Consider the following 14,096-nt stretch of genomic DNA (forward strand, 5'->3'; position numbering starts at 1 on the left):
AACAGTTCCCATGAGTTGAAACCCAGACATTTCTTTCATTTGTTTATCCAGAGAAGGAGATTCTGAAGAAGATGATTCTGTAGGAGATTGGGATTCTTTTACATTTACTGTTTCTTTTAATCCCTCGAAGGTCCGTTTTTTATTTTTAACATCAGATATTAGATCTCGAAATCCTGCTGCCTTTTCAAATTCTAAATTTCGTGCAGCCTCCAGCATCGCTTGCTCCAATCCAATGAGTAATTCTTCCTCATTGGCATTCTTTTCGATTGTATCATGCAACACTTGTTCAAAGGATTTACTCATCTCTTCTTCTTCCTCAGCTTCTGACAAGGAATCTTGAACTCGTTTAATAATTGTTTGGGGAGTGATATTATGTTCTTTATTATAGGCAATTTGCTTTGTTCGGCGACGATTAGTTTCTTTCAAGGCTTCAGTAATGGCGGGAGTCATCTTATCCGCAAAAATTAGAGCACGACCATTTGAATTCCGAGAAGCTCGACCAATTGTTTGAATCAAAGAGCGTGTATCACGCAAGAACCCTGATTTATCACCATCGAGTATAGCCACCAATCCAACTTCGGGAATATCAAGACCTTCACGAAGAAGATTGATCCCTATTAAAACATCATATTTGCCTATCCGCAACTCTCGAATCAATTCCATCCGTTGCACTGTATCGATATCAGAATGTAGATATTCAATTTTAATTCCCAGATCTGAATAATAGTCACATATATTCTCAGACATACGCTTTGTTAGTGTGGTTACAAGAACACGATTACCTTTAGCAACTTCTTTTCTTATTTCAGAAAGAAGATCGTCGATCTGATGTTCTACGGGAAGGATTTCCACTTCAGGATCAATCAATCCAGTGGGTCGAATAACTTGATCAACCCAGACACCTCCACTTTGTTCTAATTCATATGGTCCGGGTGTAGCACTAGTACAAATGACATGAGAGATTTTCTGTTCCCATTCATCGAATCGCAGAGGACGATTATCAAGTGCACTGGGTAACCGAAAACCATATTCAACAAGATTTTGTTTTCGCGCTTGATCTCCCTTAATCATTCCACGAATTTGGGGTATTCCAATATGACTTTCATCCATAATAAGCAGAAATTTTTCAGGGAAATAATCATAAAGACAGGCAGGCATTTCCCCCGCTTCACGTTGATCTAAAAATCGAGAATAATTTTCAATACCCTTACAATATCCTACTTCCTTAAGCATCTCCATATCATATCGTACGCGCTCTTCTATCCGTTGGGCTTCCGCCCATTTTTGTTGATCTTTAAATTCAGTTAATCGAACTTCCAATTCTTGCAAGACATCTTCTACTATCTTGTCGATTAACTCTTCTATTGTGACATATTCTCGAGTTGGAAATATCTTTAAATTAGGTACTTGGTTGAGTTTTTCATTGGATACTGCATCCATTAGGAAAATGCGATCAATCTCATCTCCAAACATGCTAACCCGATAGTAATTATCCAAGTAACCTGGAAAAATATCTATTGTATCGCCCCTAACACGAATTTTTCCACGAGTGAAATCAACATCGTTCCGTTCAAAATGAATACCAATCAATTTTCGCATTAAAGCTTGGCGTGAAATTTCCATTCCGGGTTCTAGAACAAAAGATTTTCGTGACCATTCCGTGGGATTACCAATTCCATAGATGCATGAAACAGATGCAACTACAATTACATCTTGACGTGTCATTAATGCATGAGTACTGGCAAGACGATATTTCATGATTTCTTCATTGACTGAAGAATCTTTCTCAATATAAGTTCCGGAAGCGGGCAAATAAGCTTCAGGTTGATAATAATCAAAATAAGAAATGTAATAGTGAACGGAATTGTTCGGGAAGAAATCTTTAAATTCTTGATATAATTGGGCAGCCAGCAATTTATTAGGGGCCATTACTAATGTTGGAATATTAATTTGCGAAATTACATTTGCCATTGTATAAGTTTTACCTGTCCCCGTGGCACCTAATAGGGTTTGAAATCGTTTTCCTTTCATAATTCCTTCAGTAAGCTGTCGAATTGCCTCAGGTTGATCTCCTTTAGGTGAATAGTCCGACACTAAATCAAATTTAACCATATCTTTCGTCTCACAATTTTCCTTTGAAAAAGGGATGTTTTGAATAAAATTCAATAGAAATCCGAAGTTCTCTCTTCCAAAAAAATAAGGATTTCTTCCAAATTATATTGTACGCTTTTGAAAAATACGAAATTAAAATTCAGAGGTTATTGATTTTTTGAGTTATATATATTAAGTTGTTAATATAAAAAATACGAGATTCTTTGTAAATCAAATTAATTCTTCAAAACAGAATACTACTGAAATCCGATTTATCCGAATAAAATCATACTTGATTAAAAATCAATATCCATATGTCAATATTCCAATTAGATTATAAGGAGATTAAGTATTTGAATAACTAAATTGTTCAGATACATATCCAACATAATAAATTTTGGTCTTAACAATTTGATTAATTAAAAACTTTTTGCTTTAGGGAATAAGTCATACATCATAATCTATTGAAAATTGTGTAGATCATAGTGCTATTTTTTAAGAAAGAACCAAAACAGATTAGAAATTTTCCAATAATAAATGTTTTAAGTGATGAAATTCAAAAACTTAAAATCAAATGTAATATTGTTAGTAACTATACAATATTGGTCTTTTTTTAATGAACGAGTTGAATTTTTATCTATGGCCACCAGCATCAAAACAAAATCAGAAAAAAAACTTTTAGGAATTTCCTTGGAATGTGGATCTTGCCAACACGCCAAATCAATAACTGCGATTAATGATAAAGAAATAGAAGTAGATTGTTGGTCTTGTGGACCATTAATCTTCGATATTACCTCTACCGACGTTTCATGCAAAAATAAAGAAATAAAAAATCTATGTCCAAATTTGCTTTTATTGTCCAGAAAATAATTTTTAATTAACAAAAATTTTTTCATCAATGAAAAATTAATAATATCAATATAATGTCATCGAATACGCAAAAATGGAAAAATCGTTATAGATTGTTAGGATTATTGGTTATTTTTCCAATTTACAAGACTTTTGACTTTTTTTTGGATGATGAAATGGAAGATCACCTAGTGTGGGGTTTTGCAATGTTAATCGTTTCTATTGCATTTTTACTAAGTTTAGCTGTTTTAATTTACAAAAGAAATCAATAATTTTTTGGGTCTTTTATACACAGTCAAAAAAGTTTTTTTGGACTTATGAAAGCCTCTCTAAACCAGAAAAATATAGTTTACTCAGATTATTTCAGTCTTTTTAGTGTTAGGGTAAAATTTATTTGATTCTATCCAAGTAAATTTAAATACCCCATGTATTTTCTCAAAAAATGCATTTTCGAGGAGATATGATTCTCTTCAAACATCAATATATTTTATTATTTATCAAGAAATCTTTAAGGATTTTTGTCGAAATTGCCAAAAGCTTTAAATACCCGAAGATATACAAATCAAGTAACAAATCCTTTTGTGGGTAAATTTTCTTTTTATTTGAGAGATGATCTCAATTTTGCAAAAATGTAGCACTTTTCCTTTGAGATTATTGACATTCTGGAAAATATTTTTCCCACATAATGAATTTTGTCGAATTTATTTGCCGATTGTGCAGTACATTTAAATATTTAGATTCAGTAATGTAATTAAGAATCTTATGAAAATTTTGATTCTATGTTCGAATTGAGCATACTCAAGGAAGAAATTACTATGGTATATCAAGCTAAATATGTTCGGGTCTCGAAAATTCGAGATTTGCTAGTTGAAGGAGAAACAAAAATTCGAGTAGCAGGCGACGCCAAAGAAAAAGTAAACGAATATTTGGATAAAGCTATTGAAGCAGCAGTCAAAGAATTAATTGACAAACTTCCTCGCAAGAGCAAAGGGTCCTCTAAAGGCGAATTAAAACGAATCACAATTCAAACTCAAGATTTTGAATAATTTTTTTAATCTTTCCTAGATTGAAGCAACAATTCATGATTTTGAAACTTTTTTATTCTCTTCTAACTTTTCTTCTCCAATGATTAAGGATAATCAACTTGATACTTTGGTCGGTGAATTAGTAACAGCAGGATTTGAAAATATTGCATCAATGAGATTAAGCGATAAAAAAAAGTGGATGCAATCTGGGTGGGCTATGGTAGTGAATAATCCAATCATGGCTAGCACGGTTCACGATTGTTCTTTATTACATTTTACTCCACGTTTATTGTTAAGACCTGTGAACCTTGATCAATTAAAACTGATCGTTCTTAGTTGTGTTAAAAAAAAGATCCCAATATCATTTGCCAGTGGAAAAACAGGACTTTCAGGGGGATTTACCAGTCCATTTGTAGTAGTAGATATGGAATCATTACATACCATACCAAAACCATATTTCATGAATATGAATGAGAAGTTTATTGAAGTTGATCAAAATGTGCTAGTCGCAGAATTAATCCGTAGAGTACAACAAGACACACATACAAAATTTATATTTCCCGCCCAACCAAGTAGTTCTTTCAAGCTTCCCGTCATGATCGGAGGATTAATTGCCACTAATGCAAGTGGAGTCATTGCCGGAAAGCTGGGTCCAATAAAAGAATGGATTATTTCAATAGAGATTCTCACCCCCCAAGGAGAACAAAAAACAATTTTAGCTCAAGATCCTGATATTGGAAAATATATTGGAGGTGAAGGAAGATTTGGAATAATTCTGAATGCTAAAATTCGAATTGCACCCAATGAATCCACAAATGATGCTCGATTACTATTTGGCGATGATTTAGAAACTGCCTTTACTGGGTTGCAATCTGTCCAGGATGAAAAAATTTTTCCATTGTCCAGCGAATTTATATTATCTGAATCAACACTACCCGGCAAATTTGGAGCGTTATTCAAGGATCGTCCTGTTAAGTGGGCAATTTTGTTACGGGGTAATAAAAACGAACTGGAACAATTTGAAAGTTATGTAGCGAAACACACCAAACTACAAAGTGTTCATTTATCTAATGAAGAATATCAAGCTTACTTAGAGGAACGCACAGCATTGGCAACCCAAACAAGGAGTCAAAATTCAGATGATTCTTTTATACTGTATCCTGGATTTGAGGATGTCTTGATGCAGCCACAATTTGCCTTTAAAATATTCAATGAAGTAAATGAAATACTTACTCGAAATGATTTCCCCCAAGTGATGGTGGGATATGGGCACATCAATTTTCGCCAAGGACTAGGAATATTAATGCACTTGAGAGTCCCCGTTTCAATAAATCAATTGATTGAAGATCGACAAACTATGTTTCACAGGATCGCAAAGACTGTTGCTGAAATGAATGTAAATTTCATTGAAAAATATGACATTATTCCAAAAGCAGAACATGCAATAGGAATGATCTTCCCATGGCGAAACCGGAATGATATTGCTAACATATTGAACCAAATCAACAAAAAAGAAATGTTTCCATCACCCCATGTAAAAATTTTCCAAGAAGTTTGTGAAAGATTGCAAATCCCTTTAGATAGACCTTTCACAACCAAAAATAGCATCAATTCTCTAACCGAGTATTACTACTGCTATCTTATGGGAAAATTGGACATTATTTACGGAGAATAAATAAAATGAAATATACTAGAGGCTTCTTCTTAGAAGGAAAATATCCCTATGTTAGGTATGGATCAGGATCCCAAAAAATAGTAATTTTTCCACCTACCCAAGAATTAATCTTCAGCATTGCACAAAATCCAGAAAAACAATTAAAAAATTATGTGAAAATGCTTTCCCCTCTAGAAGATTTTTCATTGTACATTTTAGGGTACGACAAGACCATTTCTGAAAAGCAATGGTGTCGCGATGTCGCCAAAGATTTTGCAATTTTTATAAAAGATTTGGGCCCAGTGGTTATTGTCGGAATTTCCTATGGTGGAGCCATTGCTATTCCATTTGCAGAACAAAATCCAGAGTTAACCAAGAAACTATTATTGATTGTTTCAGCCTATGGATTGTCTGATGATGGAGTAGATTTTTGTAAGGATTTTATTCGTTTGGCTAAAACTAAAGGATTTCGTGAAGTACAAAGGAAAATGGATAACTTGAGCAATAAATGGTGGATTCGAACTCTGCTAAATATAACCACAACATTACAATGGCATACCCGAAAACAGTCCATTAACCCAGCAAGCACATTTATTAATGCTTACACTCATATTTCAACCTATCCAGTAGGATTAAAACGACATTTGAAGGGAATTAAAGCGCCCACGTTGATCCTTGGAGGGACCCAAGATCAATTTTTTTCAAAAGAGCGATACCAGGAAACTGCGGCTTTGATTCCTAATGCCACCTTGGAATTGTACGAAGGGCGAAGCCATGTTTTACCCTTAGAATGTTATAAAACGATTCAAAAATGTGCGACAAAATTCCTTATGGAAAAATAGTGTTTTTGATCTAATTCCCCTTTTTTTGTTCAATTTGAGAAATTAGCTTTTTATTATTTTAGGGGAAAGTGAACATAATTTTGATTTAGGTATGAATTTTCTAAATCAGGTGAAAAATATGGTTTTATTAAATCCAAATAAACTAAATACAACAGAATATCAAGATGAAATCACCAAATCGATTATGACCAAGACTATTAATTGGTTTGAAAACAAAGGACGATTACAATTAAAGAAGGATCACCATGAACGTACATGGTATCGTGATTTTTTAGATTTTCTACATGAAGAACAAATTTTTGCAAACTTATTAACCCCTCCTCAATATGGAGATCCAGGTACACGTTGGGATACTTTCCGAAATAATCAAATGAGTGAAATTTTAGGATTTTATGGATTAAGTTTTTGGTATACTTGGCAAGTGTCGATTTTAGGACTGGGTCCAGTATGGATATCTCATAATGAAAAAATAAAGAATCACACCGCAAAATTGTTACAAGATGGCGGTATCTTCGGATTTGGCCTCTCTGAAAAAGAACATGGAGCAGATATCTATTCTAGCGATTTAACACTGACAAAACAAGAAGATGGAACCTATTTCGCCAATGGGAATAAATACTACATTGGAAATGGAAATGAAGGGGCATTGATTTCAATCTTTGGGAAAATGGAGAACATTGGTGAAGTGGAAGACAAACGCTTTGGGAAATATGTCTTCTTCCCAGTAAGCACTCAACATGAGAAATATGAAGTGGTTAAAAATGTGATTGATTCGCAAATGTTTGTCGCAGAATACAAACTAAATGATTATCCTATTTTAGAAGATGAAATTTTAGCGAAGGGACAAGAAGCTTGGAATATGGCCTTGAACACAGTGAATATCGGGAAATTTAACTTGGGATGGGGATCCATTGGAATTTGTACCCATGCATTTTATGAAGCCATTGATCATGCCACCCACCGAATTTTGTATGGACATCCTGTGAGTGATTTCCCCCATATTCAACAATATTTTGTGCAAGCCTATGCACGCTTAGTTGCCATGAAAACCTTTGCCCAACGAGCAACAGATTACATGCGAGCAGCTTCACCAGAAGATCGAAGATATTTGTTGTTCAACCCACTTGTGAAGTGTTATGTTACTTCTCAAGGTGAAGAAGTTATAGATCTCTTGTGGGACATAATAGCTGCTAAGGGATATGAAAAAGATCAATACTTTGAAAACGCCACAAAACACATTCGGATGTTACCTAAATTGGAAGGAACAGTCCATGTCAATATGGCGTTGGTTGTAAAATTTGTGGAGAATTTCTTCTTCAATAAAGCCAATCTTCCCGAAGTTCCCAAAATGGACCAACCTATCAATGATGATTTCTTATTTAATCAACCTGCCGCAAAAGGGTTGAGAAAAATAGTCTTCCATGATTTTAATAAAGCCTTTGAGAATGTTGATATCCCAAATGTTCTTATATTCAAAGAACAAATCTTATTATTTGAAGAATTTTTGAAAACCGCTGCCCCCACAAAACTTCAAAGCAAAGATTTTGATTTTGTTTTGATCTTTGGATTTCTCTTTACGCAGATTGTTTATGGTGAACTAATTTTAGAAAATCAAAGATATTCAGCCTTAAATGAAGATCTCATTAATCAGATCTTTGAATTTATAGTGCAAGACTTTTCGAAATACGCAGTAAAGCTCTATTCCAAACCGACATGCACTGAAACACAAATGAACCTGCTCTTACAAATGGTCAAGAAACCTGCTTTGAATGAGGAAGGATTTGCAAAAGTATGGCAAAATTTCGTGTTTCCATTGAAAAATAGCTATACAATGCAGGAATAAGTCCCTTCCACCTCTTTTTTTAATTACTTTTTCAACCCTTATTCAAAATAACTAACCATTTAAACGAATCATCAAATGATGATTTGATTAATTTACCTTTTTTCAAAAAAAAAAAGAAAGAACCCTTAAAAACTCTCTAAAGAAACATGGGATAATAGTCATTTTCATAGATTTTTCTTTATGAAAATGATCAAAAGTATGGATGTATTAAAAATGCCTTTAAAATTATCAGAAGCAGTATATGGGAATTTACTTGAAAAGAACTACAATAAAGCCTTGAGCTTAGGAAATCGATATTCATTTATCAACTCCAATATCTTTCCTTTGTTAAATAAAGAAGAACAGGATCTCTTTATGGGATTTCAAGATGTTTGTAAAAAATTATTAAAAGAAGTTAACGTCGATGACGCTTATGAAATCTTACCTAAATTAGGGGAACATTATATGCTCCAACGAATGAACACCTACGATGGAGTAGTTGGGTCATGTAAACGACAATTATTATTGAATATGGCCGTAAATGGTATGGCTCCTGAAGTAGACATGGCAATGACCGCTTCTTCTATTTTAGTTGGAAATTCATTGTATCACAACCCAGATCGGAATGACATTCAAGAAAAAGCTCTAAAAGAGATTTATCGGGGAACGAAGGTCGGAGGTATTGGAATCACCGAACCAGAACATGGCAGCGATGCAGTTAACATGAAGACTACGGCCAAAATTGCTGAAAATGGAGATATTACCTACAATGGAACCAAAATATACACCACTAATGGAGCAGTGGCAGATTATTTCAGCACTTATGGAGTAACAGATATTTCAAACCCACGCCGTACTATGATGTTAACCTTATTCAAGCGAGATGATCCGGGATTATCGACCGAAAGGTTACATATCCCAGCAGCTCATGGAGTAGGAATTGCGAAAGTAAACTATGACAATATTACCGTCACCAAAGATCGAATGATTGCACCACCAGGAGAAGGATACAAACGTTTATTCCGTGGTTTGACCCCAGAACGATTTGCCATTACAACTGGAACATTAGGAGGAGTGTGGCACGCGTTAGCTACTGGAACCATTTATACCCAATTACGCCATCAATTTGGTAAGCCTTTATTCAAATATCAAGGTATCAGCCATGTTTTATCCGACACATATTCCGAACTTTCGGCCTATACCGCTTTTGCAATGCAAATCGCAGACTTCTATGATAAAAAAGTGGGTGAAAAGATTCACCGAGGAGAAACACCTAACGCCATGGATGAAGCCACGGTTGCAATTTTGGCAGCTCAAGGAAAATACTTAACCACCCGAATGTCCCATCGTGCCACCTATGAAATCGTACAGCTTATGGGAGGACGTGGAGCAATCGACGAACCTGGTTCCAACAACATCATAAATCGGGGAGAAAATATCTCTAGGTTAATGGAAGTACTCGGAGGACATCGCAATATTCAACGGATGATTATCGAAATGGGTCTTAAAGCATCCACCTCTATGGCTATCGGCAGCAATATCAAGAAAGCCAAACGAGAACAAGGAAAAGTGGAACAAAATATCACTCAACTAGTAATGGCTCGTGCAGAAAAAATGCTCAGTGAAGAAGCACAATTTTTACCTGATGATGAAAAAGCCAATTTGAGCAATGCCGTGAATAAATTAAAAGCCGCAGTCGAAACAAATAATAAAATTGAAATGGCGGCCTATGCTCGAGTATTACCCAAAGTTTTATCAAAAGCAGGAAAAGCAGTCTATAAAGCTAAAAAAGCACAATAATTACCTTTTTTTGATTTTCTTTTTTCTCAAGTTTTTTCCGTTTTTTCCCCCCTTATACTAAAAAAATATTAATTACATCTTAGCTATGATATGTATAAATAAGTAGAAATGATAGGGTGATATTTTTGGAAGAAAATAATGATCATGATCAAGAAAATGGAAATGATAAAGTAATCGACACAGAAGATACACAAATAGACCAAGAAATTAAGCCTTCTGATGTTATTGAGGATGATTCACAAGTCGAAGAAGGAGAATCAACCCCAACAGACGATTCTGATTCACAATGGGAAGCCACTTTAGAAGATAAAATGGGCTCCAAAAAAATGAAAAAAGCGTTAAAGAAGGAAAAACGCCAAGAATTCAAAGAAAAACTCCGCCTGAAGAAGCAAGAATTAAATGCGAAATCTGCTGAAAAAGTGGAAGGAGAATTATTAAAGGTGTTAGATAAAAAAGTTATTATCTATACAATTTTATTTTTGGTTGGTGCGGGACTGATTTTGTTCTTTGGAACAAATCAAAATAAACCTATAACTATCACAATCTCCTTTATTGCGATAATTGGGGTCTCTATGCTCTATTTTCTCTCAAGGTTTCCAAAAATCCATGATTTGATGTTTTCCCAAGGACGTATATTTAGAAAAATTCTACTAAATATTTTCGCTTATGGAATTGGATTTGGAATTTATATGGCATTCATTTATGGATGGGATGAGTTTTGGGGAGAAAAGGCAGAATTTTTAGTTTTTGAATCCCTATTTGGACTACTTTTACCATTAAGTTTTTTCCTATGGAATGCAATTCAAATTTGGTTTGTAAAAAGCACAGTGGAAAATGTTGCAGTTAAATCTGAAGCAAAATTCAGAGTGAAAGCAGAAACTAAGACAGATAAAAAGATCAATGCGAAAATTACACTTAAAAACACCATTTCTTTGGTAGTCCCATTTCTAATTCATATTGTGATAGTTATTCTTCTTCTATTACTTGACCGAGAAAAGACCTTTACTACCTTGTTCCCAAATAGCACAGTGGATTTTACAGGATTTACTGGAAGATTTACAATAAATCCAATAGACCCTTTGGAAGAAACTTTACCTTTTAATTTCAGTCAATGGCTTGCTATTTATCCTAGTGAGAGAAGTAATTTTGGAGCATTTTTAATAGAATATTTCCCCGCTATATGGTGGGATAATGCAAAATTACAAGCATTTTTCTTATGGATAGTTTTAATCTTTATAATATTAATCGCCTTGACAATACGACAAGCAAAATTATTCAAACAAAGTAAAGAAAACAATTCAAAAAATATATTTTCTGGGGTATTTTATTTGATATTCTTTATTTTCTTGTATTTGAAATTCTATTCCGTTTTCAATCTTGTAGTAAGTCTTACGGGTCTTGCCCAAGATGCGGCACCTGATCAAATTCCATTATTTTATCAAATTGTTGATTGGGCTTCAAGTTTCTTCTTAATGATAATAACAATATTAAATTTGATACGAGGCTTTGGAAAAAAAATAAAAGGAGACACTTCAACTATATCGAAATATCGAAGAACCCTTCAAATGTTTATTTTTGTGTTAATCTATTGGGGAGGTCAATTTACATTAATCTCCAGCGGAATGGATCAAGCGAGCCTCAATCTTGCAACTTCACTATTGGTTTCTTGTATATATATAGGGTTTTATTACTGGTATTCAAGCTATGTCTTAGAACGTCGAGGTTTTATTCGCAAAAAATCATTCACTCGAGCGGAAACCAAAGAAATGATGTTGGAATTAAGTCAACGATATAAAAATAGATTGCTCCAAACCATTGAAAATGGAGAGATCATCCAGTCCACACTAAATGAATATTTACTTGAACAGAGGATTGTTTTGGAAGATGGAGAAGAAGAAGATGCTCAAGTTGACACAATGGAAGTGGAAGAAGAAGAAACCACACCGGTTACACGATTAGAGAAAGCTCAAATCCAATACGAAGAAGCCCGAAGTGAACTTGAAGCATTTGAGGCAGCGGTTGCCAAATTGAAGCAATCAAAGGAATATCTTAAAACTTTACAACCTAAAATAACTGCCGCCCAAAAACTTGTTGATGCACTCAAGCCAACCATTGATCGAGATTTTGATTTTGCTGAGGTAACTCATCAAGAGTGGTTAGAAAAATGCCAAGAGCAGGAAGATATTTTCAATAAAAGTGTTGTAAAACTAGATGCTTTCAAAAAACCGATCGAGCCAAAACCCCATAAAACTGCATCAGGTGAGATTGACCATGACGCAACGGAACTACTAATGAAGGAGTATAATGAAAAATTTGCTCAATACCAGGTTTTAGAAAAGGATAAAGAAGTTAAAGAAGCAGCTTACAAAGAATGTAAGGCGAAGATGGAAAAACAGGCTGAAGAATGGACAAAATTACAAAAAGAGTTACAAGATGCCCAAGCTAAACGAGATTCATTGCATAATCTTACAACAACCAAAGACACCTTGGAAGCAGAAATAAAAGCATTAGAAAAAGACATTATCGTCTTGGAAGAACGAAAAAATGATGCTCAACCTTTATTAGATATTGCAGCAGCCTGGCTTGACAGCGCCACTACTGAAAATGAGAAATTTGAAGAATTGGAGGCAAAAATAGCAGAAGAAGAACAAGCCATTGAAAAGTTGCATAATGCCGAAAAAGTTCATCAACAAGCAGAAATGGATCTACAAACTGCTCAAGAGGAACTTGCATTAACAAAATCAATTGAAGAAAATCAAGCAGACATCGAGGCTGCTTTGGAAAAAATAGCCACTTTTGAAGCAAAAATCAAGGGAGCAGAAGCTATCCGATCAGATTGTAAACTCGCTTTTGAAGAAAAAACTGAAGCCCTTAATAATGCAAAGGAAGCCCACAGTGAAGCGAGCAATATTTTAGAAACGGCCCTTAAGCTTATTCAACAACGAGAAAAGGATCTGAAGAATGCCGAAGAGCATCTTCAAAAAGGAAAAACATTGAAAGCGGATTTAAAGCGTGCAAATGCAGAATTGGACACTTTAAAATCTCAACAAAATGAAAAAGCAAGTGTGGAGAATGTGGAATCCACAATAAAGGATCATCAAGCCCAGTTAAAAGAATTTAAGAGCGATTTGAAGCTCGAAAAGAAACGTGATCCGATTAACCAAAGCAAAATTGATGAGTTCATCACCAAAATTAATGATTTAGAATCTCAGATCAAAGATGATAAAGCTCTTCTAAAAGAGGTCAAGGGAATTGCATCGGATGTTTCGAATCAAGCTAAGAAAGTGAGTCAAATTGAAGGAAGTCAGATCAATTTAGAAGAAGCCCAAGAACAAGTTACCAAATGTCAGAAATTAGTTGAGGAAGCTTCTGAAGCAAAAATAGCACCAAGTAAAGTCAAAGAAGAAAAACTGGAAGAAATGCAACAAGCTCAGCATGACTATGATGTCGCTAAATTGAACTTGACTAATGCCGAAAGTGATTTGAAGGATAATGAAAATGGTTTAGCTCAATCCCAAGGAGAGAAAGAGGCGGCGGAAGTTGCATTACAAACTCGTAAAGATGCAGAAGCAAAAGTGAAAGACACAACCCAAGAATTGAAAAACGCGAAGAAATTATTAACTAAAGCTCAAGAAAACCGGGACGTGGAAGAGCAGAATAAAATCGAGGCTCAACATACTTTTGATCTTAAGAAAGAAAATGCCGCTTTAGAGCGAGAAATCTTCAAAGCCCAAAAAGCGTTGAAAGAAGCTCATAAAACCTTTAAATTGGCCGTACGTAAGGCAGAAGCGAATGTTGTTGGGTGTGAACAAATACTACAGGATAAAATTGCTCATAAGAAAGAAGTTTTTGAATCACGGAAAAAGCCTGTGGTGGATTCACCAGCTAAAGAAGTATAAATTTTCTTTTTTTTTGATCTTTTTCATTTTTTCTTTCTTTACTCTAAAAAAGCGTTTCAATTTATCAAGATGCAATTTAATTAAGTTAAAAAATGAAAGATTGACATATACTTC

Annotated in this window: 8 protein-coding genes and 1 pseudogene; 8 read left to right on the forward strand and 1 reads right to left on the reverse strand. The window is 34.5% G+C overall.

Features of this window, described 5'->3' with window-relative positions:
- Window positions 1-144: 144 nt before the first annotated feature.
- Window positions 145-2,112, reverse strand: a pseudogene (uvrB, locus tag NEF87_RS05875) (excinuclease ABC subunit UvrB); the annotation flags it as partial.
- Between the two features lie 618 nt (window positions 2,113-2,730).
- On the opposite strand from uvrB, the gene NEF87_RS05880 reads away from it, so the two are divergent.
- The 8 genes from NEF87_RS05880 (at window position 2,731) to NEF87_RS05915 (ending at window position 13,982) form a co-directional block, all read left to right on the forward strand.
- Window positions 2,731-2,961 carry a hypothetical protein gene (locus NEF87_RS05880; RefSeq protein ID WP_371805490.1) on the forward strand — a complete coding sequence of 77 codons (231 nt, stop codon included), beginning with the start codon at window positions 2,731-2,733 and terminating at the stop codon, window positions 2,959-2,961.
- Between the two features lie 53 nt (window positions 2,962-3,014).
- Window positions 3,015-3,212 (forward strand): hypothetical protein, encoded by a 198-nt coding sequence (locus NEF87_RS05885; RefSeq protein ID WP_371805491.1) that lies wholly within the window; start codon window positions 3,015-3,017, stop codon window positions 3,210-3,212.
- A gap of 516 nt (window positions 3,213-3,728) precedes the next feature.
- Window positions 3,729-3,986, forward strand: a complete 258-nt coding sequence (locus NEF87_RS05890; RefSeq protein ID WP_457919052.1) for a hypothetical protein — start codon at window positions 3,729-3,731, stop codon at window positions 3,984-3,986.
- Window positions 3,987-4,065: 79 nt separating this feature from the next.
- Entirely contained in the window at window positions 4,066-5,640 is a 1,575-nt protein-coding gene (locus NEF87_RS05895) for an FAD-binding oxidoreductase (RefSeq protein WP_457919053.1), read from the forward strand.
- A gap of 5 nt (window positions 5,641-5,645) precedes the next feature.
- Entirely contained in the window at window positions 5,646-6,461 is an 816-nt protein-coding gene (locus tag NEF87_RS05900) for an alpha/beta fold hydrolase (protein ID WP_457919054.1), read from the forward strand.
- Between the two features lie 118 nt (window positions 6,462-6,579).
- Entirely contained in the window at window positions 6,580-8,304 is a 1,725-nt protein-coding gene (locus NEF87_RS05905; RefSeq protein ID WP_457919055.1) for an acyl-CoA dehydrogenase family protein, read from the forward strand.
- 213 nt (window positions 8,305-8,517) lie between these two features.
- Window positions 8,518-10,083, forward strand: a complete 1,566-nt coding sequence (locus tag NEF87_RS05910; protein ID WP_457919056.1) for an acyl-CoA dehydrogenase family protein — start codon at window positions 8,518-8,520, stop codon at window positions 10,081-10,083.
- Window positions 10,084-10,208: 125 nt separating this feature from the next.
- The gene (locus tag NEF87_RS05915; protein ID WP_457919057.1) at window positions 10,209-13,982 is read left to right on the forward strand and encodes a hypothetical protein; all 3,774 of its coding nucleotides are present in this window, start codon (window positions 10,209-10,211) and stop codon (window positions 13,980-13,982) included.
- Window positions 13,983-14,096: the final 114 nt, after the last annotated feature.

It is taken from the genome of Candidatus Lokiarchaeum ossiferum, from assembly GCA_025839675.1.
Taxonomy (GTDB): domain Archaea; phylum Asgardarchaeota; class Lokiarchaeia; order Sigyniarchaeales; family Promethearchaeaceae; genus Lokiarchaeum; species Lokiarchaeum ossiferum.

What these genes read in the sequence shown, in the direction of transcription:
- NEF87_RS05880 (WP_371805490.1), top strand. Translation starts at nt 2,731, where the DNA reads ATGGCCACCAGCATCAAAACAAAATCAGAAAAAAAACTTTTAGGAATT.
- NEF87_RS05900 (WP_457919054.1), top strand. Translation starts at nt 5,646, where the DNA reads ATGAAATATACTAGAGGCTTCTTCTTAGAAGGAAAATATCCCTATGTT.
- NEF87_RS05905 (WP_457919055.1), top strand. Translation starts at nt 6,580, where the DNA reads ATGGTTTTATTAAATCCAAATAAACTAAATACAACAGAATATCAAGAT.
- NEF87_RS05895 (WP_457919053.1), top strand. Translation starts at nt 4,066, where the DNA reads ATGATTAAGGATAATCAACTTGATACTTTGGTCGGTGAATTAGTAACA.
- NEF87_RS05885 (WP_371805491.1), top strand. Translation starts at nt 3,015, where the DNA reads ATGTCATCGAATACGCAAAAATGGAAAAATCGTTATAGATTGTTAGGA.
- NEF87_RS05910 (WP_457919056.1), top strand. Translation starts at nt 8,518, where the DNA reads ATGCCTTTAAAATTATCAGAAGCAGTATATGGGAATTTACTTGAAAAG.